Genomic DNA, 25,831 nt, shown 5'->3' on the forward strand with positions numbered 1-25,831 from the left:
TAAACGGCTGTAGCAAGAAACAGAATATTATAAATTTCCTATACATAGCTTAATTACCAAAAATCCGGCCTGACCGGAGTACCCCTAAAACGGCAGTCAACACAATCCGGTGAGGCGCCCGTATACGCAGTAATTCCTCCGAAAGGATCACCTCTTGACTCAAGGGGGATATTTGCAGGAAATATAACAGCTAGACTATCAGGGTGGTTGACAGCAAACTTTTCATCACATAATATGTCATATTGCCAGTCCCCAACCTCCGCCTTTGTAATAAATATCCTCACTTGCTTAATCGTCGATGCATCGAAAAAGCCGACAACTTGTTCTGCGGGATCACTTATACAAGATATATTACCCCGGATCTCAGATGGCTGAGGATCAAAGATGCTCCCCAGACCTTCGGTATTTTTTTTCATATTTTGCCAGTATTCAAAGCCGGCAGCACTAAGTGCAAACTGTTTTACAAGAATACTATACCTCGTGTCAATCTTCCATGAGTTATTCGGGACATGAGCGATTGGGGCAAGATGGATTACATCATCCGTTAACTTGGTAGATGACGCCATGATAACATTCTTAGAATATTCTGATTGCCAACACGCCCTCGGAAACTGACTTTGGGGGCGTCGTTGAATGATATCGTATGGAAAAGGGCTCCCTAGAGGAGCAGGTACTTTCGGAACTAATTCATAATAAGAAAAACGTCGGGGGACAATCTCCCACGTTTCCTCGTATTCCCATCGATAATACCTTGTGTTATTGCTGGCGTCATGCGTATCAACATAAATCTGAACTCCGGTAGAAGCTCTATTCCACGACACCTCTTCTATATCAGGGGTATTTAAAACACTAACCTCTTCAGAGGCGTATTCTTTTCCATCAGATGTACGGATATGCAATGAGTATTTTCCGGTCGAAGGAAAACTTGCTGATGTAACATATTGCCCCGCAGATGATTCTGTTAAGGGATACGCCTGTTTGTTCTCATCAAAGATCGAAACCGTAGCATTTCTTTCGACCAGCTTTGCTCTTGAATCATTAGCCTGCGTTCGGGATAACTTGACCGAGGTTACCCCGCTACCATTTAAATGACCTTCGACAACCAACAGATTTGTCGCCGTAAATACGACTTCCGGTTCATAAGCTTCTTTACACTTCACGAAGAGAAGCATAACCGACAATAGAGTAAAGAAACTGCAAATCTTTTTCATCAGAATCTCAGGTTATAATTGATAAATGGCACAGGAGTAGCAAAAATAGATAGTTTATAACCCTTCACCCATCCGTTCTCCGTGGTAAAATAAGTTGAATACGGATTATGTCGTCCTGTGACATTATAAACCCCAATCGTCCAGGAGCTATGTATCCATTGGTGTACCTTATGATTGCCTTCAATATTCATGGACAAGTCAGTCCGGAAATAATCAGGAATGCGATACTGGTTCCGGTCCGAATAAAGCATTCTCTCTGCGCCACCGTAGTAAAACCTGCCTACCGGCAAAGTAATCGGTCGGCCGGTGCTATACGTTACATTAGCCGAAACCGAAAACCGGTGTGATGCTTTAAAATTCCCTACCATTGTAAAGTCATGTGGTTTGTCATGATTAGCCGGATAGTACTTTCCACCGTTAATCAACTGAATAGACGTGGGGTCATCCATTTTCAGCATTGTTCTCGAATAAGTATAGCTTATCCAACCATTGAGCTTCCCGGCAGTCTTCTTAATCTGAAACTCCGCACCGTAAGCCTTACCCTGAGTATTAATAACATCCTGTTCGAGATGATGATTCATAATCAAAGTAGCACCACTCCTATAATCCAGATAATTATCCAGCCACTTGTAATAGACCTCTGCCGATGTTTCAATAGTATTCGATTTGAAATTCTTATACAGTCCGAAAGAAGCCTGTCGCCCCGACTGCGGTTTGATATGTAAATCACTTAGTTTCCAAATATCCGTCGGCGCAATTGCAGTCGTGTTCGAGAGCATGTGGATATATTGTCTCAAGGTATTGAACGCTAACTTAACAGACATATCGCCGGTAATTGCATAACGGGCTGAGATACGATACTCCGGCCCCCCGTACTTCTTGATCACATCACCTCTATTAAACACCAGACTATCGGTGACATTGAAGTCGTTCTTAGGCAATCCTTCCGGATACGCATAGGTCGACTGAGGGCCGAGATAATGATATAAAGAAAATCTCAAACCCATATTCAGTGAAAGGGCAGGAGTTATTTCAAACCGATCGCCTAAATACACGGCACTTTCTAAGGCCTGCTCTGACTGCAAGATATCCGGCCTTACGAGAGATTCCGTTCCCCAGGGAACAAACTTACCCGGATGCGTTTTATACAAAATACTGCTTCCACCAAAATCTAGTGTATGCTTATTACTCAAATAATAAGTAAAATCTGCTTTGAAGTTTGATTGATTGATATCGAACCCCATATCATAAGCATTTATAGGATTCTCATGAGACTCAACCTGGTACTCGTAATTATCTATGCCGGCAGTCAGAGACATATTAAACTTATTGTGGAAGATATGCTTCCATTTGAGTGACAGGTTCCTGTTTGAATAGCTGTAAACCGTATCACTATTCAAATTAAAACGATCGTTACTCAGATAACCGGTAAATGCGAGCGTATTCCTGTCATCAAACTTATGATTCAAGTGAACGTCTATATCAGAGAACGCTGCCTTACTATTCTTATAGCCTGATTTCTCAGGAAGCTTGCCAAGTAACCAGTCAGAATAAGTTGTCCTTCCTCCCAGCATAAAAGTTGTCCTATCTTTAATAATCGGCCCCTCAATATTAAATCGACTAGTTAACAGACCTATTCCAGCTGAACCCGCAATTTTTTTGCTATTGCCCTCGCGGCTGCGTACATCAAGCACAGACGATATCCTGCCTCCAAACCTAGCCGGTATACTACTTTTATATAATTCAATATCTTTTACCGCATCAGAATTGAATGCAGAAAAGAATCCAAATAAATGCGTTGGATTATAAATGGTTGCGTCATTATACAAAATCAGGTTCTGATCAGTTCCTCCACCCCTCACATTGAACCCTGTACTCGCTTCCCCAACCGATTTTACACCCGGTAACGTTAATATCACCCTTAAGATGTCTGGCTCGCCAAAAACCGTTGGAATCTGCTTAATAGTCGCCATCGTTAACTTCTCGACCCCCATCTGCGTACTCCTGATATTTGCCACTTTCTCAGCAGATATGTCAACCTCTTTGAGTGATCGTACCTGTTCAATCATCTCCACATCCAGCTTCCCTTCTGAATACAAATTAATCACTCGTACAGCATCACGCATCCCGATATACCGGATGTTCAATGAATGCCGACCAGCCGGCAAAGTCAGGGAATAAAAACCCGATTGGTCTGTACTCACGCCTATCCGCGGATTCGTAATGTAAACGTTGGCACCAATAACCGGTTCTCCTGTTTGGGCAACCCTTACAAAACCAGCAATCGTAACATTCCCTTTCCTAAAGTTCGCTGTCTTAACGCCGATATCGTAGACTCTGTTATTTGAAGCGATGACAGATATTTGTGGTTCTGTCTCTGTCAGAAACTCCCTCACCTCCCTTTCGATTTTCCGGACCGGCACTACTTCATCTGATACAAGCTCAGGAAGCAAATTGTCTAGCGTCACGACCATTTTATCGCCGGATGTTAAGAATATATTTTTCTGAAAGTCGATTGCATACCGATACTGCGTATTCTTAAACGCCTGATCAAGGACCCAGTCGATATTTTTATTTGTGAATTCCAGATTAACCCGCAGACTATCGAACTTTGTTTGGTCATAATAGATCTGGTATCCTGTAGCCGAATTTAAGAAATCGATAAATTCGCCTACTTTGGCATTTTCGAGCTTACCGCTTATCAGGATACCCGGCTTTTCCTGACTATAACCCGGTATAGCCAATAAGATGAACCAAATGCCGGCTAGTGTCTTGAAAAGGCTCATCAATCGCAGACTATAAGGTTTTTTCATCGTAAATCTTCGAAGCTATAATCAATGCCCTTTCTCTATCCTTCTTAAACTTTATTTTATTCTTACGTAATTCCGTAGAGATTTCACGCCGTTTACTACCCATCAGTGCGAACATGTCTCTCTTTGATTTAACAAGGTGATAAGCGCCATCCAGAAACAGATAATATTGATTAAAACTAGTAAAGTCCCGCTCTAAACCATACATGGTGGGCCTTTCATTAAGATGCCTTCTTTTCTTTGCGAACAGAGATACTGAATCACCCTCATAAAGGACTTCACACAAGCCTTTAGGGACCACCTGTCGCGATTCTATCACAGGAAAATTCACAAAACGATGATCGTGGAGAACAAACTGCTCAATCTTCTCATTTATCAAAGACATCCGGCTGTGTCTGTAAAAATGCGTAATGACCAGCTTTTCGGCGTAAAGATCATATAGCATTGGAATAGTGTACCAGACGCCATCAAATTTAACCCGCCCTTCCACAAATTCTTCGCTATCCAGATAAGCTGATCCCTTTATGCTTCTTAGATAACCGGGGTGTTCAATCCCGTTGTAAAGGTTCGAGCCTGCTGCCAAGGCATCGGTCAAATAATTCTGAGAAGTTTGGAACAATTTCTTACGAAACAACGAATCATCTACAACGAATTGAGCTACTGCAACCTGCGTCCATGATAAAGCTAGAAACAACAAAGTGTTTGAAAAAAAATGCACCTCTTTAGGTAAATTGATTAGGATTTACTCGTACAATCTACGAAATAGTTTCCCTATTTACAACTGCTTAGATACTGTTTCCTGTCGCACATCGTTCGCACAACTTTCCTCCCGTTTGGTACCTGATTGCTCGCCTACCATATAAGCAGATCTCCAGTGTGGCAATCGCTTTATTCGGATACATTATGAGCACTCCAATCTGGTGATATAATGAACAAAAAAAAACGGCCAGAATATTCTGGCCGTCTAAATACAGTATGTTATTGCTAAGCTACTATTCTAGCCCTAACTTGAACCGGAATGATGGTCGTTCCGTCATCGAGAGTGATCAAAAACATAAATGCAATCTCTCCTCCCGCGACAGGAGTAACCTTGGCTTTTGAGATAAACTCCTGAAGAGTGGTCTTGAAAACGTATTCAGTCGAATTTACCGCAATTGGGCTCGTTATATAGGTTGATGCGTTAAGACTGGCCGCATTCACACTACTTGTTCCTCCCGCCACTTTGGTAATTTCCTTTATAGTACGGCCAGATGTTGCAGGAATTGACATCTTTAATTCAATTTCCTTACCTGACGATAATGAATAGGTAATATAAGGATTGAAGCCAAATGTAGTTGCATCAGGAAATGTTACCGGGATTTCGGGCCTATTATCACTGTTAAAAGTCCCATAGTCCTTGTCGCACGATGTCAATCCACTTGCTATAATAAAGAGTAATATTAAAATTCTTTTCATTTGATTCGTTTAAAATAATTAATCAATATCCCACCAAACTTTAACGTTGGAATATACGTTGTCTGGAAAGTTTGGATTTCTGCTAATCTCCTCATTAATATATGGAGTTCTTACAGGCCTTGTTCCATCAACCCCAACTGCATTTTGGTGTTGGGCCAAAACAGGGTATCCAGTCCTTCTCCAGTCGTTCCACTGCTCAAGTCCATTTCCATATTGCGCAATATATTTTTGAGTTATGATCTGACGTATTCTATCTTCAGTCGTTCCACTCAAAGTAACAACCTGTGGATTCGCTGCAAAATACCCGTCGATTTCAGACTCTGTAAGACCAGCAGAAGACATTGACGCCCTGATACCTTCAGTGTAAAGAGCTTGAGGATCTCCGGGAGTTCCAAGCCTTACCGCGGCTTCAGCTAATATAAACGCTCTTTGAAAGTTTGCCAATAGTCGAACCGGGCCCTCTCCGTTAACACCTGTTACATAAGAACTGAATCGCGACCACGTTGCCGTAGCCGGTAAGGTAAGTCCTCTAGCACCGTTGTCAACAGTAACATAATCTGTTCCGGGCTTAGTTACAAACTTTGGTAATCTTGGATCGTTCAATCCCTTCAATAGATTAACAAAACGTGTACTGATCATCAAGTCGTTACGAAAAGAAGATACGTTAGTATAAGTATGAGTTGGAGCCTGACTACCAACCTGTCCACCAAACTTTATCGTCAGATCCTGTGAGTTATTAACGATATAATTATTCCCCTGAATAACTTCGGTTATGATTTGTCTGGCTTTTTCCGGCTCAACGCGACTAATCTGAATGGCTAACTTCAAAAGAAGTGAATTGCCGGCACGCTTCCAATTTGCAATTTTATCAGAATATTGAGGGAAACCATACGCTATATCATCAACCCCTGGATCAACACTACTTTCCTTATCTAAGTCACTTAAACCTTCTTTTACCAGGTCAAATAAACTTTGAATATTCGAGCTTGGGTTACCCAGATAAATGTCCTTTTGTGAATCAATTCGTGGTTGTGGATTTGCATCCCCTTGTAATGCTTCTGAGTAAGGAACATCTCCCCAAGAATCTGTCGTTAAAGCAAATGTGTAGGCCTTCATGATTTTTGCTATCCCTTTATAGGAGTTAGCGTTCAAATCCTCAGATGTCTCCAACAAACGCTCGTAATTGATTAGAGCGCCATTATATATTTCAAAACGCCATTGGTTTCCAAAATCCGCACCGTCGGTATTATAAATATCCCAAGCTGCAGGATCGTTTGCTGCACCATAGGTCACACTCATGATAGTAGACGCGAAACGATTCAATTCGTTTGAATTCGCAAATGCACTTCCTGATAATGCAGTAGGCAATAATGCAGACGGAGGTACAGCTGTGGGATTATTAGGCGTTTCATTCACGTCTAAAAAATCGGAGCATGAGGTTGATATCAAAATAATTGATGATAAACCTATTGCCTTTATTTTATTGAAAATCTTAAATTTCATCATTCTCTAATTAAAATGTAACTCTTAGGTTAAACCCGTAGTTTTTTGTAGCTGGAATACCGTTTAGATCCAATCCCTGGATGTTACCAGCTCCTTGAGTGTTCAACTCTGGATCACCCGGGAAGCCCGGTGCCCACAACAAAAGGTTACGACCACTTAATCCGAAAGTGACACTACCAAACGGCGTCTTGCTAAGCAGTGCCGATGGCAGGTTATAACTCAGCGTAACCTCTCTCAATCTATATGCAGTGGCATCAAACACAGCTCCTTCAGATGCTAAGCCGCCTATACCAGACCAATAAGACTGAGCACTAATCTGAATATTATTCGGACGGAAAGTTCCGTCTGGATTTGCGATAACGCCAGGTAATATACGAGGTTGATTTCTGTCTACACCAGTAGGCTCCCAAGAACCACCACTTCTTACATCAACCTGAGAGAAGGAATATAAATTTCCACCTTCTCTAACATCAACTAATGCAGACAAGCTGAAATTTTTGTATTTGAAGGTGTTGGTCAGACCACCTATCCAATTTGGTTGAGGATTAGCAATGACTTGTCCCGCAGTTCCTGGGACAAATAACCCTGTATTTGGATTAATCAACAAGTCTCCATTTTCGTTTCTTGTATTTGCCGTTCCTATAATAACTCCATATGGATGGCCTTTGGCTATAGACGGTATAATTCCACTGAAGGCATCACCATCAATATCAGAGGTTTCTACGCCAGGAGCGATATCCACAACTTTGTTTCTGATCCGAGTAAAGTTTGCCAGGATGTCCCATGAGAAAGATCTTGACTTTATCGGCGTAGCAGAAAGTTGCGCCTCGATACCCTTATTAGTCATCTCACCAATATTGGTTGTACGCGTATCATATCCGGAAGCGCTCGAAACGGAAACATTAAAGATTTGATTTGTACTCTTGGTATAAAAATAGGTAAAGTCTAATCCAAGCCTATTCCTCAAAAAGCCCACGTTTAATCCAGCTTCGTAAGAGGTTACAAATTCCGGAGTAAGATCTTCAGAACCGATTCGTGAACTGATCTGAAAACCAGGGATACTTGAACCGCCAACCGATATTGGGAATACAATATCAGCGACGTTATTTCCAAATGAACTTTGTACATATACGGATTGTAACAAGTATGGATCTGCATCTCTACCTACTTTAGCTGCACTCGCTCTGAACTTAAGGTAGGATAATACATCTGATTTAATATCAAATGCATCAGTCGGCACAAAACTTAATGAAGCAGCAGGATAAAAATAGGAGTTGTTCTTAGATGGTAAAGTAGATGATTGATCCACACGACCAGAAAGTTCGAAGAACAAGTATGAGTTGTAATCCATAGACAACTGTCCGTAATAACCTAGCAACCGTCTTGTTGTATTGCTTTCATAGGATTGATTAAATACGGAACCATTACTTACATTGTCAAATCCTGGAATTGTCAGCGACTCTGCTAACACGCCCGATTGTTGAAACTTTCTCTGGTTGATATTTTGACCCAATAATACTGTCGCGTTTAATCCTGAAGTGAAAATATCACTCTTTTTCGCTGTTACTAAAAGGTCACCGTTCAGTTCTGCCCTGAATCTTAGATCTTCATCTAATTGACCCTGAGGAGCTCTTGCTGCGCCGATTCGTTGAATCTGCTTACGTCTGTCTGTATACGTATCTGCAGTAATACGATAACTAACATTTAACCAATCAGCAAAATCGTACCCGATACTCAAATTACCGAAAGCTCTATCTACATTGCTAGTAAGGAATTCATTTTCTAAACTCCACAATGGATGATTCTGACCGCTGGTTGAATAAAAAATGCTCCTTCCTAACTCATCTTTGTAAGGCATTCCCATCAAGTCATAGCTTCTCGGGATTCTGTTAATCTGCCCGAAAGCACTACCGCCGTTACCCGTTGTCGAGTTTCTTTGAGAAGTCTTCACATAGGTAATAGTACCACCTAGTTTGATCCCGTTATTAAGTTTGGAATTTCCACCAATCTGAACGTTATGTCTGTTAAAATCACTCTCTTTAACAATACCGTTATGCAACGTGCTTGACAAAGCCACCGTGAAATTACGGTCTTGATCACCCGATGCGAGGTTTAAAGAGTTTTGGTACATTTTACCTGTCTGGAAAAAATCTTTCAGGTTATTTGGATATGCCTGATATGGAACACTTTCCCCCCACGATGTCGTTACATTCTCGTATCCCGGAGTTCCAAACGCAGGTCCCCAAGAGTTTGTCGAATTGTTAACAAAGTTATTATTCGCTCCCTGTCCATAGCTGTTTTGTAGCTTCGGTAAGTAGCTAACGTTCTGAAGATTTACTGAAGAACTAAATGTTACTTCTGTTTTCCCTCCAAGTGCCTTACCTGACTTTGTTGTAATGACAATAACACCAGCTGAAGCTCTCGATCCGTACAGAACAGATGCTGCCGGGCCCTTCAAAATATTTATTGATTCTATGCTTTCCGGATTGATATCGTTCAACCTGTTTGAAGGAGTTGAACCAAATAGCGTCGTCTGGCTGTTATCAGTGTCATTACTGAAAATAATCCCGTCGACCACTATCAACGGCTGATTGCTACCATTGAAAGACGTTATACCTCTAATGTTAATATTAGTAGAGGCTCCTGGCGCACCAGAAGAACTTCCGATGTTCACACCTGAAACTTTTCCCTGAAGCGTATTTAATACGTTTGATTCAGCACGCTGAGATATTTCGTCACCTTTAACGGTCTGAACAGCATATCCCAAAGATCTTGAATCCCGCTCAATACCGAGGGCAGTAACAACTACCTCGTTTAATTGATTATCGTCTAGGGCCAAAGAAACAATAAGATTGGATTTGTTTCCCACTACGATTTCTTGAGAAGCATAACCAATGTAAGTAAACACCAATACGGAATTGTTCGCAGGCACCTTTAGGGAAAACTGCCCATTGGCTCCCGTTTGAGTTCCTACTGTAGTTCCCTTAACTCGAACACTAACTCCCGGTAGGGGAAAGCCATCGTCCTTTCCATTGACTGTACCCGTAACGGTACGTTCCTGCGCCATTACACTAGTGCATAAGAGCAACAAGACGAACAATTTTGATAGAATTTTCTTCATATACTTTCTTTAACTAATGATTGAAACATAAAAATGGTGAGTTTATTTCACTTTTCAAACTTATTTGCTCAAAACTTTAATGCTTTAATAAAAGATTAAAGGAAAGCTATAATTATTTCATTTGAAAAGTGCCCTTATAGCTGGATCCGCCAACAATTTATTCCCTAAAACTAAAAAAGGGCCGCCTTTCGGCGACCCTTTTTTTATTGATTGAAGTTTGGATACTCTTCGATCTTATTGGATTTTATTAACGAGTTCCTCCAGCCCACCAGACCGCTTCAGTATATACATACTGTCCGTTGCCAAATAACGCTTGGATGTTCGGATTTGTGGTTGTGTCATCGTTACCATAGGTAAATCTCAATGGAAACTCTTTGGTGTTCTTTAAAACAATCAGGTTTTCTCCCAGACCCTTTAATCTTCTAATATCGTTGTATGCTTCTACAGACTCTCCTGACGCTCCGAAGAACGCAAGATACTTCTGATTCATTATTTCCTTCAATGGATTTGCAGTCAACAATGGCGCTACGCTCGTATCAAAATAACTTCCTGCCTCTGTAGGAGTTATCGCTTCGGTAGTCTCCTCTAAACCGCCATAAGTAGCAACAGTTGGCGCTTTAAACGCAGCTGCTACAGACACCTCTGTATTAGCAATTGCCGCTACAACCGCATCCTTAACAACAGGCGCGACTACCGAAGTTGCTGCACCTTGTCTTGCCAGAGCTTCTGCCTTCAAAAACAAGATCTCATGATAACTAAGCAACAAAGTCGGTGCTGTCTGAGAGAACATGAACGCGGAGGTATGATAATAATACTGCTGCTCCTCATTTGCACCATTAGGCGCCATTAGCTCGTAATCTTCAGTACCCGGTTTTACGTCCGCTAACTGTACCCAATCAGCACCTACAAATGAACGACGAAGTCTTGGATCGTTGCGCTCAATGAACTTATCAACCAAACTACGGCTAGCCGCTAAACCGTCACGGCTCCACTGGAAGTCAAACGTTGGGTTTAAATTGTTAGCGTCGTATATTCCAAACGCTGCCTGATCTCCCGCAGATGCAAAAGATAGATTCGCGTTATCAATTACACTCTGCAGATCAGCCTGAGCATTTGTTGAACGTTTAAGCAAACGCATAGTATAACGAGCCTTTAATCCGTAAGCGAACTTAAGCCATTTCGCTTTGTTACCCCCGTATAAAAGGTCATACTGAGCAGGACCGCCTGAGGCATGACTGTCTGTTTTCTGCAAATCAACAATCGCGTTATCCAGATACGACATGATCGCCTGATAAATAACCTCTTGTTTATCTACTTTTGGAGAGAAGCTGATTCTGTAGTCGCCAGCCTCAGTCCACGGTGCATCACCATACAGATCCGTGATCAATGCCAAATTATACGCCGCCAGAACTTCTCCCATTCCTTTTGTAACATAATTTCCAGCTTGTGGACCGCCTTCCGAACACTTTTCAATAATGAGTTTCGCATCCTTCAGAGAAGTATAAAGAGAACCCCATGTATTGTTATATGTGGACGCCGAGCTAGGTTGAGCTGTACGCATCTCAGCATAAAATAACTGGTTGTGAGTTCCAACCTCATGCTCCACATATGCAGACGCATATGTATTTCCTTCGCCACCCTGGTTTGAAAATGCCGTTCTTGTAATAACGTCGGCAAGGATAAATTTCGCCTGTGCATCAACCGAGTGATTAACATCTTTGTTGATGTCGTCCATGATATCCTCTGAACAACTACTGAATACCAATGGCACGGTAGCCATCAGAATCCATGAATATTTTTTTAAGTCTTGAATAACTTTCATGTGATTATTTTAAAATCTAACGTTTATACCTAAACCGTAACTAGATGTTCCAGGAAGTGAAAAGCGTTCAAATGCACCTGTCATATTCGTATTTCCCTGAGATGCTTCCGGATCAAGTCCAGGAAGTTTAGACCATACCAATATATTTCTTGCAAACGCATTTAAATTGACATTCAATCCTTTTCTTGCCAGTACCGGATAACCAAGTGAAATTTCTCTAAGCTTAACAAACGAAGCATCGTAAATCATAGATTCAGAGATGTTATTAAGATTCAGGAAGTAGGCCTGAGCGTCCTCGCCCTTGATCATAATATCGTTTGGAGCATACGTCGGGTTTCCTTGCGCATCAGTTCCGGTAACCTTTACAGCATCTTCCGGGAACATAAACGTAGTACCTGGCTTACGAAGATCAGCAGAATACTGGCTCACACCATACATATCCATCAAACCAGCAGTACCGCTATACATTTGTCCACCGTTCTTCCAGTCTAATACAGCACCAATTCTAAATTTGTATAGTTCGAAAGAGGTATTGAAGCCTAATTGGAAGTCAGGAGCAACGCGACCGATAACAGTCTCCTCGCCTACCTGAGGCATACCTTTCGCATCAACAACAATCTGACCTGCGTCATTTCTTAAGTAGCTGATACCGTATATCGTCGGGAATTTCTCTCCAATACTTGCACGTACCTGTGGCTCAACAAAACCACCAAGGAAAATACTGCTTACTCCAGTAGCTAGTTCATCTACGTAGTTGTCGATCTTAGTGAAGTTGAAACCGAAATCCCACTTGAAGTTTTCTCTATCAATCGGCTTAACTCCAACTGTTAACTCGTGCGCGTTGGTATGGATAGATCCACCGTTGGTAACAATCGCTGATGAGCCAGTCGATCCAGCCAAAGGAACAGAGAATATCTGATCCTTCACATTCTGTCTCGAGAAGGTATATCCTAAAGTAACCTTTCCATTCAAAAATCCAAGGTCTGTACCAATTTCGTATGACTGTGTATTCTGTGGCTTCAGGTTAGGATCATATACTGTAGCATTAGGAGTATATGCGACAACACTTCCTATCGGATACAAGATTGGCGTTCCAGAAGAGAAACCTCCACCATATACCGGTGTAGAGAAGTAAGAATCAAAATAATCTCCAGCCTGACCTACTTCAGCATAAGAAACACGTACCTTACCATAGGTCAGGAAGTTGTTTTTAAGTGGATTAAGCTCGGTGAATATCCATCCCAATGAAGCAGAAGGATAGAAGAATGACCTGTTGTTTCTTGGCATCGAAGATACTACGTCGTTTCTTCCGGTAAGATTCAGATATAACATATCCTTAAATCCTAAAGACACGTTTGCGAATGTACCAACAGTACGTTTCTTTCTGTACTCTTCCTGTGCGTTATAGTTCGATGCGTTATCCATATGGTTCCAACCTGAAAAGTTGAAGTTTGCACCATAAGCATAATCGTACTTAGTTGCTCTGTCAATATATTCATTACCCACTAATGCATCAAAAACCAAGTCATCATTGATATTCCAGCTATACATGGCTGTAGCCAATGAGTTGAATTCATTAACATTATAACTATACTGGTAGATTTCGCCCAGAGCGTTTGCATGACCATAACCCCATACATCAGAGTAATTGGTCGTATAAGAGTCTACACCCAGTTGGTATTTAAAAGTAAGTTTCTGATTGTCAGTACCTAGATCTGTAAAGTATTGCAAATAGGTATTACCAAAAAACCGGTTGTTTCGCTCTGTAAATTTATTATTGTCAACAGCCCAGTAAGCTGCATCAAATCCACTTGTTCCGCGATAAGTATTCTGCGTGTATGGATCGCCTGCAATGTGCGAAGGAATACCCTTCAGGTCATAACTTGGCGATGCTCCGTAAACTGTAGCTAAAACCCCATTATTCGCAGAAGACTGCTTTCTGATTTTTGACGAAACGAAATTTCCGGAGAATCCTGTTGTCCAGTTATCATGAAGCTTTGCTTCTCCGGCCAACTTAGCGTTGTAACGATTAAGTCCGGTTGAAGGAATAATACCACTTGAATTCGTATTACCTAAAGTGAAAGCATAGTTCCCTTTATCAAAAGCGTTTGCCACGTTTACTGCGTTACTGAAAGTAGCACCGGTTTTAAGAAAATCTTTGGTGTTATTATACGCTTGTGGTGTCGCCCATGGATCCAATCCAGCCAAAGCTCGTTGTCTTACATAATACTGACCTTTATAGGCATCACTACCATTAGTGTACGCGTTGTTTGTATTACCACCATACGTTGGGTCATTAGCTAGTTCATCGATCAGCGGTCCCCATGATAATGACTGAGTTGGATTATAGCCACCATTCGTACCCTGAGCATATTCCTTTTGGAAATCAGGTATAACGGTTACTTCATCAAACGATGTCGTTGAATTAACAGATATTTGAGGTTTTCCTGTTGCCCCTTTTCCTTTTTTGGTTGTGATAACGATTACACCATTTGACGCACGCATACCGTACAGAGCAGAAGCTGCCTGTCCTTTTAATATATTTATGCTCTCGATGTCATTCGGATCAATATCTACTCCCCGGTTGGCAAAGTCAGTACCTGTAACTGAATTTTCAGTGCTCATATCAATTGCCGAGCTGATTGGCATACCGTCCACTACATAAAGCGGAGTATTATTACCTGTAAAAGAACGGGATCCTCTAATGGTTATCTTGGAAGATGCACCCGGCATTCCTGATGATGGGGCGATTTCAACTCCCGAAACCTTTCCCTGCATGGCAGTTGCCAGGTTAGTTCCAGCTCCTTGTGTCAGCGACTCACCGCTTACATTTTGAGTTGCATAACCTAAAGCCTTTTTTTCTCTTGAAATACCAAGAGCTGTAACAACGACTTCTCCTAACTGCGTAGCATCAGAAGACATGCTGATATTTACAACTGATCTTGATCCGACAGAAACTTCCTGTGTAGAATAACCAATGTAAGTTAATACCAACACCGCATTGTTTCCCGGAACCTGAATGGAAAATTGGCCGCTAGCTCCTGATTGAGTTCCGATAGTCGTGCCTTTTACTCTGACACTAACTCCCGGAAGGGGCAGCCCATCATCCTTTCCTTTAATAGTACCTGTTACGGTACGATCTTGCGCAATTACGCTAGTGCATAACAGCAACAAGATGAACAAACTTGATAGAATTTGCTTCATTGTTCTCTTTAAATTAATGATTAAGTCATAAAAATCGTTAGTTTTTTCCACTAATCAAATTTTTAATGATTTAATTTTCAATTTATCACGCGTTTAAGCAAAATTTTTAATAATTCCTCAATTTCATGGGCGTTCTGAGCTAGAAATTTTCCGCCCGGGCTTTAGAAACCATTAACCGGATATGATAGCGAAATAAAAATATTTAAAAAAATATACTACTATGTATTGCATAGTAGTATATAAAACATATATCTTTGTGATATGATAGTAGAGAATACGCAAACCCAGATGAGGAAAGGTATCTTAGAGTACTGCATCCTCTCTATTATATCAAGGGGTGAGATCTACGCCTCCGATATAATAAATGAGCTTAAGCAAGCGAAAATGCTGGTCGTAGAAGGAACTCTTTATCCACTGCTAACCCGATTGAAAAACAACGGGCTCCTGAGCTATAACTGGATCGAGTCGACTTCCGGACCACCCAGAAAATACTATCAGCTTACCGAAGCTGGCCGGGATGTTTTAAGCAAGCTGGATCTAACGTGGGAAGAACTACGATATGCAGTAAACGTGTCCATGCAGGGCCGACCAAATCAAAATAACGAAACCTCAAACGCCTAATCCCATGAATAAGACCATTATCATTAATATAAACGGTATCGTTTTCCATATAGAGGAAGACGCTTACGAAATCCTCCGGTCATATATGACCGAGGTAAAACGCCACTTTGCTTACTCAACCGACAACGAAGAAATTGTTCAGGATATAGAAAATCGCCTGGCCGAAATGTTCACTGAACGCCTTACAGAACAAAGTAAACAAGTGATTGTGCAACAGGATGTTGTCGATATCACTGCGAGAATGGGCAATGTGAACGATTTCGATGTTGAGTTTGACGATCAACCCTTCAATGAAATGCGTACTGCACACCGCTCTCTTTTCCGGGATCCGGAAGATCGCATGATTGGGGGGGTATGTTCCGGACTGGGGCATTACTTTGATATCGAGGCAAAATGGGTAAGACTTATCGCAGTTCTTGCTACCATCTTATGGGGAACAGGACTGATTGTCTATCTCATTCTATGGATGGTTACACCAAGAGCTAAAACCAGAGCCGACAGGATGGCTATGAAGGGGGAACCCATCAACTTGCAAAATTTTAAACGGAATTTGGATGAAGAAATTGATGCGCTTCAGCAAAACCTAAACCAGGCTGGAACTCAGCTAAGACCCGGATTGAATGCTACTGAAGATTTTCTAAGGGAAGCTGGCGACAGAACAGGAACCTTCCTTACAAAGGTTCTTGGAATCATTTTTAAAATTGTCGGTGCTTTTGTAATATTCGTCTGCTGCAGTTTGTTATTCAGCTCATTGTTGGGATTACTTTTCATCATGGGATTCTTCGACGGACATGAGCTGGACACCTTCCCCTTTAATGTCATTAATCCCGATTATCAGTCGCCCATCTATTTTAGTGCCGCGATATTAATCGTCATTCCGCTAATCGCACTTATCTTGTTTGCTCTCCGGGTACTGTTTAACAGGAAAATAACCGGAAAGACGACATCGTTTGCGCTGCTGATCATCTGGATTACTGGCTTGGGTATAGCAGTCTTCTATGGTGCTAAGGTCGGGTCTGAGTTCAAGTCAGAAGCCAGGTACGAACAACAATCGCTTATGAAAGCCTATCCCGTCTACCATATTAAACTCAATAAACAGCGGTTCTTCTCGAAGAATGATAGCCTCAACTACAACGTTACGTTTAACGGCAGAAATGGAAAGGTAAAGATGGCCAGCGATATTGGTGAAATTAAACTGTATGTCGAAAGAAGCGATGATAGTACAGCATTCATTGTCAGGGATTTCTCGGCTCGTGGTCGCGATTTCGAGTCTGCGCTTAGAAACGCTCAGAAGAGTGGCTACGAATTCGTTCAAGCCGATTCTATCCTTACACTCGACAAATACCTCCACTTTCCACCTCAACAAGCTTACCGGGATCAGGAAGTAAAGGTTACTTTGAAAGTTCCTTTAAATACCCGGCTAATCTTTGATGGGGAAATAAACTCGATCATACGAGACATAAATCTTCGTGATTGCCTGCCCGAAGACAGTGAGTGGGAAACACCTTCGGAATGGATTATGACGACTACGGGCCTCAAGTGCGTCAATGACTCATCTAACGAAGGGATTCGATAGAATAAGCGCACTCCAACTGGTCTACGGATAGTCGTCCAGTCAAGACCGCGCTTATATACAGCCGTTAATAGCCACTCATTTTGCCGTGATAAGTCCGACCTGGGAATAGTAAGGTCGGACTTATCCCTGGCTTTCATCCGTACATATAGCTCTTCATATAAAGAAGTACTAAGCTCAGCCTAAGCGAGGCTTGACTGCTTTTGAGGTACGGAATTTTAAAAAATCCATAAAATTTTGTCGATTTTGGCGAAAAAATCGTCACAGGTTTTCTGCCGCGGTACCTTGTTCTCCAAATCAAACAAGGTTATGGCAAAAGTAGACAAGAAAGGAATCGTTCGCGGCAAGGCAGGTTCCGTTGTATATCGCGGGTACCGCGAAATGAACATCATCCAGGGGAAACCCCGCAAATTCGAACAGACCAGTGCCAGCATCCAGGCCTCCACGGAGTTTGGTCTCTCCAGTACGACGGCGGCAGTGATCAGGCAGGCCTTCGAGCCGGCCTACGTGCACCGGGACGGCGAGGCGGTGAGCCGCAGCACGCAGCTGGTGTACCGGGGTCTTCGGGATAGCCTCACAGGAAGCGTTGGTCAGCGTGACCTGCATGATGCGGACCTGGAGAGCCTCATCGGGATGGACTTTAATATCAAAAGCCGGATGAGCGAAGTATTGCAGGTTAGCCAGCGGGTGGAGCGGGATGAGGAAGGTCGCCTAAGCGTTTTCATGGGGGCCTTAAACGCCAAAACCGACCTGAAGGTACCGCTAAGCATCAGTAAACCAGTGAGCAAGTACCGCCTCCGTTTCAGTCTGATCGGCTTCAACTTCCGGAAGGAGTACTATGAATATCTGGAAGTGAAAGATGTGGAGTTTCGCTGGCAGGGAAAGCTGGAAGCCCAGGAAATCCGCTTTGAAACCCGGCCGGAAGCCGATCAGCTGCTGATGCTCAGCGTATCGCTTTTGGCTTATAGTGAAACCCGGATGGAAGAAGGCTATGTATTGCTCAACAGCAAGGAGTTCAGTCCCTGTTCGATCATCGCTGCTTTCCACGCGGAAGAACCGGGAGAATATCCTGCGGGTCCTGTGAATATGGAGCTCAACGAGGCGCAGCAAGTAAGAGGAGCATCCATTAATAACATGTGTTATGAAGGTAACCGGCTGCTGCGGGAGCAGGAACGAAGGAACGAGAAAATGACAACGACGGCGATAATAACCACGAAGAAACGACCGAAAGAAGAGGAAAGCAAGGTGCATTTCCAAGCGGGGAAGCGGGTGTCGTTTTCTTCTAAACCGCAGATTATTTCTTCAAGAGGGCATAAACAACAAGAGGCTATATCCTTAGCAGATACAGCCCCTTGTTTATTAAGTGATAACTATTAGTCAACAGTTGTTACACGGATCATGTTGGTTTTACCCTTTTTCTCGATCGGCATTGCAGCTGTATTGATGATCACATCACCTGGCATAATCATTTTTTCTTCTTTCAAGATACGATTCACATCACTGATAGACTGATCAGTAGACTCTGATTTATCGTAATAAAATCCTCTTACACCCCATAGCAAGCTGAGAGTACCTAAAAGTCCTTTGTTGTTAGTAAAAATATAGGTCCCTGCTTTCGGGCGGTGACTTGATATTTCAAAAGCGGTATAGCCTGAAGAAGTCATGGCTACGATACCTCTTGCATTGGTCTTCGCAGATAGATAAACGGCAGAACCGCAAACTGCATTAGACATATAACGAGGAGAACTTTCGTCTAATTTCTTAGGTGTCTGGTACGGATAAGCTGTTTCTTCAATATTCTTGATGATCTTACTCATGGTCTCAATAACGATGATTGGGAATTCACCCACTGAAGTTTCACCGCTTAGCATCACTGCGTCAGCTCCGTCAAGCACAGAGTTCGCTACGTCATTTACCTCTGCACGGGTAGGGCGAGGTGTAGTGATCATACTTTCTAACATCTGTGTCGCTACGATAACCGGCTTAGAGGCCTGCAGACACTTTGCTGCGATCATCTTTTGAAGAACCGGGACCTGCTCCATTGGCATCTCAACACCCAGGTCACCACGGGCAACCATTACTCCATCGGTAGCAGCAATAATCGCATCGATATTTTCGATAGCCTCTGGCTTCTCGATCTTCGCAATAACCCTTGCAGTTTTTCCGCTCCTGTTGATGATGCGCTTCAGGTCGATGATGTCTTCGCCAGTACGAACGAAAGATAAACCGATCCACTCTACGTCATTCTTAAGCGCGAATTCCAGGTTATGCAAGTCATCTTCTGTTAAACTTGGAATAGATATTTTAGTATTAGGCAGGTTTACACCTTTACGAGATGTAAGAATTCCGCCATGTACAACTTCGCAAATAACTTTGTCTTTATTATTGGTATCGATTACGCGCATTTGCAGCTTTCCGTCATCCAGAAGGATGATTTCGCCGGCACGTACATCTCTTGGAAAGCTGGAGTAGGTAATGTAGATCTGCTGATCGTTGCCAACCATTTCTTCCGTTGTAATTTCAATCTGGCTGCCGTTTACGAGCTTAATACCGCCATCCTGAACCATTCCAATCCGGATCTTCGGGCCTTGTAAGTCGGCCAGGATTCCCACGTGCAGTTTGTACTGATGGTTGATCTCGCGGATAACATCAATCACCTTCTGGTGATCTTCCTGACTTCCGTGAGAAAAATTCAAACGGCATACGTTTACTCCTGCCTTGATCATGGCCAGCAAAGTCTCTTTGCTGGAGGAAGCCGGCCCGAGGGTGGCAACTATCTTTGTCCTTTTGTGAACTTGTCTCATTTTAACCTAAACTATTATGTTTGTAAAGGTGTACATTATACACCATTAATTATTTACTAAAATATCAGATTTTCTTTAGATTTTAATTTCCCTGGATCAACTTCTGCCGCCACGACCACTTCGGGTATGCGATTAATCCCTCCGAGCATATGATCCAGGTCTTCCTGGTCAATAAAATTCCTGACTAAAATAAAGTAATCTACGTTTTTCATTTCGGGTATCAAATAACCCTCCGTACCTTTGTTTGCCAGCAAAAAGAGATCCGTCTCAGATTCAGGTAGTTGATAAAAATACCTGGAGAAGAAGGAGTGACCTGAGCTGGCATTGGGAACAGATAAATCTTCCATACGAGCAAAATCATGTGATATTTGCCGATTGATCTTGAAGGCGAGCGTATAATCTTTTAGTGAAGATGTTATCGCGACTAAAACAAAATCGAGATCTAATTCGTATTTTAGAGTAAATCTGTTCAAAATGATTGCTGAAACCGCCACGAAGGTACAAAACAATAGCCATTGGGTATGTGATGTTGATCATTTTTAACCAAAAACAAAAAGGTTTGATATTTATCAGATTTTATTTTTCTTTGCAGATAATTAATAACCATATAAAAAATAGAAACTATGTCTGATATCGCTTCAAGAGTAAAAGCAATTATCGTGGAAAAATTAGGAGTGGATGAGAGTGAGGTGAATCCTGAAGCATCATTTACAAACGATTTAGGAGCTGACTCACTAGACACCGTTGAGCTGATCATGGAGTTCGAAAAAGAGTTCAATGTAGCTATTCCTGATGACCAGGCTGAAACAATCGGTACTGTAGGTCAGGCTATTGCCTACTTAGAAAAAAACGTAAAGTAATCACGCTGCCAAAACATAAATGGAGCTAAAAAGAGTTGTAGTAACAGGACTTGGTGCACTTACCCCAATTGGAAATACCGTTCCCGAATATTGGAATGGTCTGATCAATGGGGTGAGTGGCGCTGCTCCGATTACGAGGTTTGACGCAAGTTTATTTAAAACTAAATTTGCCTGCGAGGTTAAAAACTTCAAACCTGAAGATTTTCTTGATCGTAAAGAAGCAAGAAAGTTAGACCCATTTGTACAGTATGCACTTGTTTCTACTGATGAAGCCGTTGCAGACGCCGGCCTGGATTTTGAGAACCTTGACACCCACCGCATCGGAGTAATCTGGGGCTCGGGCATTGGAGGTTTGAAGACGTTTCAGGACGAAGTAACGAGCTTTGCACTTGGTGACGGAACTCCGCGATTTAATCCTTTCTTCATCCCCAAGATGATTCTGGATATCGCGCCGGGTCATATTTCTATTAAATATGGTTTAAGAGGTCCTAACTTTTCTACTGTTTCTGCTTGTGCCTCATCAACCAATGCGTTGATTGATGCTTTTAACTACATCCGCCTGGGAATGGCTGATGTAATCATCTCCGGTGGTTCTGAGTCCATCATTAATGAAGCGGGAATGGGTGGCTTCAATGCCATGCATGCACTCTCTACAAGGAATGATGATCCTGCTACCGCTTCTCGTCCGTTCGATAAGGACAGAGACGGTTTCGTTGCGGGAGAAGGATCAGGAACCATTATATTGGAAGAACTTGACCATGCAATTGCCCGCGGCGCTAAGATCTACGCTGAGATTATCGGTGGGGGTATGAGTGCTGATGCCAATCACATCACAGCGCCACATCCGGAAGGATTAGGTGCTAAGCTGGTTATGTCTAATGCGTTGAAAGATGCGCGACTGACTACTGCCGACGTAGATTACATCAATGTTCATGGTACTTCGACCGGATTGGGTGATAAGAGCGAGTCTAAAGCCATTGTAGCCCTTTATGGTGAAGATGCTTACCGCTTGAATATCAGTTCGACCAAGTCGATGACAGGGCACTTACTCGGAGCCGCCGGCGCCGTGGAAAGTATTGCTGCCATCCTTGCTGTTAAAAATGACATTATACCTCCAACAATCAACCACTTTACTGATGATCCGGAGATTGACCCACGCCTGAACTTAACTTTCAATACAGCTCAGAAGAGGCTCGTACGTGCTGCTCAAAGCAACACTTTCGGCTTCGGTGGTCACAACGCTTCCGTAATCTTTAGAAAGTACGAAGATTAAACTGGATTTATTAATTGCCATAAGGCCCGGGTCTGTCTGATCTGCATTTGAGATAAATTTATCATGGAAGATGGATTTATTTTAAATGCCTTAATTACCGACTTCGGGCTTTTGTCATTTAATAAATGGATCAAACACACGAATGCCAATATCCTCAATTTATAAGCTTTATTTTTCTCCTCAACGCAAGTACATTTCCTTGATGAGGAACCTTCTTGGCTTTGTGCCCGGAAATATTAAGCTTTACCGGATGGCTTTCAGGCACCGTTCTGTTGCCATCATCCTGAAGAACGGTACGAAAAACAGTAACGAGAGGCTGGAGTTTTTGGGTGATGCAGTGCTGGGAGCTGTCATTGCTGACGAGCTATTCAAACGCTATCCTTACAAAACAGAAGGTTTTCTGACTGAAATGCGCTCGAAGATTGTGAGTCGCGTTAACCTTAATCAGCTCGCTAAAAAGCTCGGTCTTGATGAGCTCATTGAGTACGATAATCGCATCGTCAACTTCCCTACAAAGCAAAGCTCCCTTTTAGGTGACGCTTTTGAAGCATTGATTGGGGCGATCTATCTGGACAAAGGATACGAGTTCACGCATAATTTCCTTTTGATGCGTATAATCAAGCCGCATATTGACATCCTTACGCTTGAGAATACGGAGACAAATTTCAAAAGTAAGCTTATTGAGTGGTGCCAGCGCCAGGGAAAGGATATTCTCTTTGAAATCGTTCCTAACGGTGAAGGTGAGAGCATGAAACTGTTTACGGTGAATGCGCTGGTTGACGGTGAAACCAGAGGCGTGGGACGCGATTACAATAAAAAGAATGCCGAGAAGCTGGCAGCTGAAAAAGCCTGCGAGGATCTCGGAATTTAAATGGCACGGGTTTTCTGCCCGCACCATCCTTTATTTACTTCATCTTTTCTTCTTCTTTAGCCTTCTTGCGGAAGAATCCGCGAAGCAAAAAGTTATGTTGTAAAGCCTCCAAATTCTCATCTAGCTTCTGGGAGCTGGTTTCCAGATTCGTCAAGGTCTTTTTAAGGCTCGCTGCCGATTCCTGATCGTTTAATAATACACCTATCGCGTTGTTCTTGTCATTCAGCTTCTGCCCTGCTGTGCTCAGATCTTCAGATAGGGAAGCAGCGGCAACGGAGAGCTTCCGGATGTTTCCGACAGATCCTTCAAGCTGAGAGAAGACTCCCGTATCGGTGAGCAGCTCATCTACCAGACCGCCCTTAGTATTTAGCTTATTTGAAAAAGCGCTAAGTGATACAGCGGTGCGGTTAATATTCTGAGACGCACTGTTCAAGCCAGCCATAGTATTCTTCAGATTTCCGGCCATAAGCGAATCAGTGAGCAACGCTCCGATAGCGCCTTCGCCATTTGCCATCTTACCGCTAATAACCTTTAAATTTCCTGTTATTTCAATCAGATTTCTGTTGTTTGCCTGCAAGTCTTCCAGCATGGCGTCCGTGCTCAGCGCTTTCTTAACATGAAGACGGTCTCCTGATTCGACCACGGGTAAATTGATGTTTCCACCCTCTATTACGATGATCCTGTTTCCGATGAACCCTTCAGAACTGATCTGGGCAGTAGCATTTTTATGTATATACTTCTGAGCTTCTTGCTCTACGTTCATTTTGATTTTGACCTGAGAGGTACCGTAAAAGTCGATCTTCTTCACAGTGCCTATCTTTACCCCGGAAAACCACACGTTATTTCCGACTTTAAGACCCGCTACGTTATCAAAAATTGCATTCAGCTCAATACTCTTCACAAAGCGTTTTTGTTGTCCTGCAAGCGTAAAAATACCGGCTACGAACAGGACAATACCCAGGAACACAAAAATGCCAACTATTACTGAGCGTTTATTTTCTGAAGTTTCCATCAAGATGTAAAATTATAGTTATAAAAAGTTTGAATGCGTTCATCCTCTGTATTAAACACTTCTTCAAATGTGCCCGTCTTCTCGAACCGGCCATCGAGTAGCATCATGATACGGTCGCCGGTTGATTTAGCACAAGTCAGGTCGTGAGTGATGATTATGGATGATGTATTATATCGTTCCTGAACCTCATTTATGAGGTTGTTTATATCTATGCAGGTGATTGGATCGAGCCCTGCAGTAGGTTCGTCATAGAGCATGATCTCCGGCCGCATGATCAACGTTCGGGCGATACCGATACGTTTACGCTGTCCGCCCGATAATTCAGACGGCATCTGGTTTAAGGCCTGTGACAGTCCAACTCCTTCGAGTACTTCCTCGATCGCGTGGTCGATCTCCTTTCTTGTGACATGCGGAGCGTTCCGAACCAGCGGAAATTCAAGATTTTCTTTAACCGTCATACTATCATATAACGCGCTATTCTGAAACGAGAACCCAATCTTTAAACGTAGTTGTTGCAGTTCTTTTGTCGTCAACTTGTCGACTTCCTGCCCGAGTACGTTCACCGTACCGGCGTCCTGCTTAAGCAATCCGGATACGATTTTGATTAATACCGACTTTCCTGTCCCTGAGCGCCCCAGCACTACCAGGTTTTCGCCCTTATAAAGTTCCAGATCGATATCGCGCAAAACATGAAGATCACCAAAAGATTTCCTCAATCCTTTGATGGAAATAGGATGTTCGCTCATATCGACGGGTGCAATAGGTTTTTCCATCAGCGTATTGCGTTAACTACCTGAACTACTAAAATCTCTTCAATAAAGATGAGGAACATGGATACCACAACAGCAGAATTCGCCGCTTTACCTACGCCTTCCGTGCCTTTTGAAGAGTTATATCCCTGATAGCATCCCACAGCTCCAATAGTGAAGCCAAATAGCGTCGCTTTTATAACAGATGAAAACAGGTCGAGAAAGGATATGTTTTGCAGGGAGCTTTCGACGAAGGAAGAAAAACTGGTCTGCTCATTCTGTGTAACATTGATAAATGAGCCTGCAAGTGCCACCACCCCGGTATAGATAGCCAGTATGGGTATCATAAAGGTCGTTGCTATCATGCGGGTTACGACCAGGAATTTGAAAGGATTGGTGCCGGATACTTCCATCGCATCGATTTGTTCAGTCACCTTCATGGAACCCAGTTCTGCCCCAATCTGCGATCCAACCTTTCCTGCCGCGATAAGTGCTGTCACGAGTGGCGCCAGGGCCCTGATAATTGCAATGGATACCAGACTTGGAAGCCATGAGGCGGCACCGAACTCTGCCAAAGAAGGCCGCGACTGTTTAGTGAACACTAATCCTGTTATAAAGCCTGTCAGTGTGATCAGGGGTAACGATTTATATCCGATATCGTAACACTGCTTCACCAGTTCCTTAAACTCATAGGGCGGAAAAAGCACTTCTTTGAAGAATCTTAATAAGAATCGGTAGACATCATATAAGGTTGTGAAAACCCCGTCTATCTTTTTGGAAATAATGTATTTACCTGATTTCTTCATAGATGAATGTGTGAGGTACTGCTCTGAGCTCCTGACTTTTTTTGTCTTTTGTTCAAAAAATTCATGCGTGCCGCAAACTTACTTGAAAATATATTATCTAACATATGATTATTCTCATATTAATGTAATTGCTTGT

Annotated in this window: 19 protein-coding genes; 6 read left to right on the forward strand and 13 right to left on the reverse strand. The window is 42.6% G+C overall.

The window, feature by feature from the left end:
* Nucleotides 1-53: 53 nt before the first annotated feature.
* The 8 genes from B0I27_RS06450 to B0I27_RS06485 form a co-directional block, all read right to left on the reverse strand.
* Nucleotides 54-1,211: a DUF4249 domain-containing protein gene (locus B0I27_RS06450; protein ID WP_106292399.1), complete on the reverse strand. Its 1,158-nt coding sequence runs from the start codon at nt 1,209-1,211 to the stop codon at nt 54-56.
* Complete coding sequence (locus B0I27_RS06455) at nt 1,211-4,024, reverse strand: TonB-dependent receptor (protein WP_106292400.1); 2,814 nt, start codon at nt 4,022-4,024, stop codon at nt 1,211-1,213. The genes B0I27_RS06450 and B0I27_RS06455 overlap by 1 nt, the downstream gene beginning before the upstream one ends.
* A complete protein-coding gene (locus tag B0I27_RS06460) occupies nt 4,008-4,718 on the reverse strand; it encodes a hypothetical protein (protein ID WP_146133096.1) in 711 nt (236 codons plus the stop codon). Before B0I27_RS06460 ends, B0I27_RS06455 begins: the two co-directional genes overlap by 17 nt.
* A gap of 287 nt (nt 4,719-5,005) precedes the next feature.
* Nucleotides 5,006-5,476, reverse strand: a complete 471-nt coding sequence (locus tag B0I27_RS06465; RefSeq protein WP_106292402.1) for a hypothetical protein — start codon at nt 5,474-5,476, stop codon at nt 5,006-5,008.
* 18 nt (nt 5,477-5,494) lie between these two features.
* Nucleotides 5,495-6,982, reverse strand: coding sequence for a SusD/RagB family nutrient-binding outer membrane lipoprotein (locus B0I27_RS06470; protein ID WP_219904991.1), 1,488 nt, complete (start codon nt 6,980-6,982; stop codon nt 5,495-5,497).
* A gap of 7 nt (nt 6,983-6,989) precedes the next feature.
* Complete coding sequence (locus B0I27_RS06475) at nt 6,990-10,100, reverse strand: SusC/RagA family TonB-linked outer membrane protein (RefSeq protein ID WP_106292403.1); 3,111 nt, start codon at nt 10,098-10,100, stop codon at nt 6,990-6,992.
* Nucleotides 10,101-10,347: 247 nt separating this feature from the next.
* Nucleotides 10,348-11,922 (reverse strand): SusD/RagB family nutrient-binding outer membrane lipoprotein, encoded by a 1,575-nt coding sequence (locus tag B0I27_RS06480; RefSeq protein WP_106292404.1) that lies wholly within the window; start codon nt 11,920-11,922, stop codon nt 10,348-10,350.
* A gap of 9 nt (nt 11,923-11,931) precedes the next feature.
* Nucleotides 11,932-15,126, reverse strand: coding sequence for a SusC/RagA family TonB-linked outer membrane protein (locus B0I27_RS06485; protein WP_106292582.1), 3,195 nt, complete (start codon nt 15,124-15,126; stop codon nt 11,932-11,934).
* Between the two features lie 261 nt (nt 15,127-15,387).
* Here B0I27_RS06485 and B0I27_RS06490 point away from each other — a divergent pair, with 261 nt between their 5' ends.
* From B0I27_RS06490 to B0I27_RS06500, 3 genes are all read left to right on the forward strand, one after another.
* Nucleotides 15,388-15,747, forward strand: a complete 360-nt coding sequence (locus B0I27_RS06490; protein ID WP_106292405.1) for a PadR family transcriptional regulator — start codon at nt 15,388-15,390, stop codon at nt 15,745-15,747.
* Between the two features lie 4 nt (nt 15,748-15,751).
* The gene (locus B0I27_RS06495) at nt 15,752-17,323 is read left to right on the forward strand and encodes a PspC domain-containing protein (RefSeq protein WP_106292406.1); all 1,572 of its coding nucleotides are present in this window, start codon (nt 15,752-15,754) and stop codon (nt 17,321-17,323) included.
* A 306-nt stretch (nt 17,324-17,629) separates the two neighbouring features.
* Nucleotides 17,630-18,697 carry a hypothetical protein gene (locus tag B0I27_RS06500; protein WP_146133097.1) on the forward strand — a complete coding sequence of 356 codons (1,068 nt, stop codon included), beginning with the start codon at nt 17,630-17,632 and terminating at the stop codon, nt 18,695-18,697.
* Here B0I27_RS06500 and pyk read toward each other — a convergent pair.
* Complete coding sequence (gene pyk / locus B0I27_RS06505; protein ID WP_106292408.1) at nt 18,694-20,124, reverse strand: pyruvate kinase; 1,431 nt, start codon at nt 20,122-20,124, stop codon at nt 18,694-18,696. The genes B0I27_RS06500 and pyk overlap by 4 nt on opposite strands.
* A gap of 56 nt (nt 20,125-20,180) precedes the next feature.
* Nucleotides 20,181-20,618, reverse strand: coding sequence for an IPExxxVDY family protein (locus B0I27_RS06510; RefSeq protein ID WP_245925447.1), 438 nt, complete (start codon nt 20,616-20,618; stop codon nt 20,181-20,183).
* Nucleotides 20,619-20,747: 129 nt separating this feature from the next.
* Here B0I27_RS06510 and B0I27_RS06515 point away from each other — a divergent pair, with 129 nt between their 5' ends.
* The 3 genes from B0I27_RS06515 to rnc all read left to right on the forward strand — a co-directional run bounded on the left by B0I27_RS06515 (nt 20,748) and on the right by rnc (nt 23,128).
* Nucleotides 20,748-20,984: an acyl carrier protein gene (locus tag B0I27_RS06515; protein WP_016194153.1), complete on the forward strand. Its 237-nt coding sequence runs from the start codon at nt 20,748-20,750 to the stop codon at nt 20,982-20,984.
* Nucleotides 20,985-21,003: 19 nt separating this feature from the next.
* Nucleotides 21,004-22,257 carry a beta-ketoacyl-ACP synthase II gene (gene fabF, locus B0I27_RS06520; RefSeq protein WP_106292409.1) on the forward strand — a complete coding sequence of 418 codons (1,254 nt, stop codon included), beginning with the start codon at nt 21,004-21,006 and terminating at the stop codon, nt 22,255-22,257.
* A gap of 142 nt (nt 22,258-22,399) precedes the next feature.
* The gene (gene rnc / locus B0I27_RS06525; protein ID WP_181276700.1) at nt 22,400-23,128 is read left to right on the forward strand and encodes a ribonuclease III; all 729 of its coding nucleotides are present in this window, start codon (nt 22,400-22,402) and stop codon (nt 23,126-23,128) included.
* Nucleotides 23,129-23,162: 34 nt separating this feature from the next.
* Here rnc and B0I27_RS06530 read toward each other — a convergent pair whose 3' ends face one another.
* The 3 genes from B0I27_RS06530 to B0I27_RS06540 are packed head-to-tail and all read right to left on the reverse strand — an operon-like array spanning nt 23,163 to nt 25,695.
* On the reverse strand, nt 23,163-24,140 hold the full coding sequence (locus tag B0I27_RS06530) for an MlaD family protein (protein WP_106292410.1): 978 nt from the start codon (nt 24,138-24,140) through the stop codon (nt 23,163-23,165).
* On the reverse strand, nt 24,140-24,913 hold the full coding sequence (locus B0I27_RS06535; RefSeq protein ID WP_106292411.1) for an ABC transporter ATP-binding protein: 774 nt from the start codon (nt 24,911-24,913) through the stop codon (nt 24,140-24,142). Before B0I27_RS06535 ends, B0I27_RS06530 begins: the two co-directional genes overlap by 1 nt.
* Nucleotides 24,913-25,695 (reverse strand): MlaE family ABC transporter permease, encoded by a 783-nt coding sequence (locus tag B0I27_RS06540; protein WP_106292412.1) that lies wholly within the window; start codon nt 25,693-25,695, stop codon nt 24,913-24,915. Before B0I27_RS06540 ends, B0I27_RS06535 begins: the two co-directional genes overlap by 1 nt.
* Nucleotides 25,696-25,831 lie beyond the last annotated feature (136 nt).

This window comes from Arcticibacter pallidicorallinus, assembly GCF_003002875.1.
GTDB lineage: Bacteria > Bacteroidota > Bacteroidia > Sphingobacteriales > Sphingobacteriaceae > Arcticibacter > Arcticibacter pallidicorallinus.

Coding starts and splice junctions, on each gene's coding strand:
- B0I27_RS06455 (WP_106292400.1), bottom strand. CDS start 4,024: ATGAAAAAACCTTATAGTCTGCGATTGATGAGCCTTTTCAAGACACTA.
- B0I27_RS06465 (WP_106292402.1), bottom strand. CDS start 5,476: ATGAAAAGAATTTTAATATTACTCTTTATTATAGCAAGTGGATTGACA.
- B0I27_RS06495 (WP_106292406.1), top strand. CDS start 15,752: ATGAATAAGACCATTATCATTAATATAAACGGTATCGTTTTCCATATA.
- B0I27_RS06535 (WP_106292411.1), bottom strand. CDS start 24,913: ATGGAAAAACCTATTGCACCCGTCGATATGAGCGAACATCCTATTTCC.
- B0I27_RS06470 (WP_219904991.1), bottom strand. CDS start 6,982: ATGATGAAATTTAAGATTTTCAATAAAATAAAGGCAATAGGTTTATCA.
- B0I27_RS06515 (WP_016194153.1), top strand. CDS start 20,748: ATGTCTGATATCGCTTCAAGAGTAAAAGCAATTATCGTGGAAAAATTA.
- B0I27_RS06540 (WP_106292412.1), bottom strand. CDS start 25,695: ATGAAGAAATCAGGTAAATACATTATTTCCAAAAAGATAGACGGGGTT.
- B0I27_RS06500 (WP_146133097.1), top strand. CDS start 17,630: ATGGCAAAAGTAGACAAGAAAGGAATCGTTCGCGGCAAGGCAGGTTCC.
- fabF (WP_106292409.1), top strand. CDS start 21,004: ATGGAGCTAAAAAGAGTTGTAGTAACAGGACTTGGTGCACTTACCCCA.
- B0I27_RS06490 (WP_106292405.1), top strand. CDS start 15,388: ATGATAGTAGAGAATACGCAAACCCAGATGAGGAAAGGTATCTTAGAG.
- B0I27_RS06450 (WP_106292399.1), bottom strand. CDS start 1,211: ATGAAAAAGATTTGCAGTTTCTTTACTCTATTGTCGGTTATGCTTCTC.
- B0I27_RS06485 (WP_106292582.1), bottom strand. CDS start 15,126: ATGAAGCAAATTCTATCAAGTTTGTTCATCTTGTTGCTGTTATGCACT.
- B0I27_RS06480 (WP_106292404.1), bottom strand. CDS start 11,922: ATGAAAGTTATTCAAGACTTAAAAAAATATTCATGGATTCTGATGGCT.
- B0I27_RS06530 (WP_106292410.1), bottom strand. CDS start 24,140: ATGGAAACTTCAGAAAATAAACGCTCAGTAATAGTTGGCATTTTTGTG.
- pyk (WP_106292408.1), bottom strand. CDS start 20,124: ATGAGACAAGTTCACAAAAGGACAAAGATAGTTGCCACCCTCGGGCCG.
- rnc (WP_181276700.1), top strand. CDS start 22,400: ATGCCAATATCCTCAATTTATAAGCTTTATTTTTCTCCTCAACGCAAG.
- B0I27_RS06475 (WP_106292403.1), bottom strand. CDS start 10,100: ATGAAGAAAATTCTATCAAAATTGTTCGTCTTGTTGCTCTTATGCACT.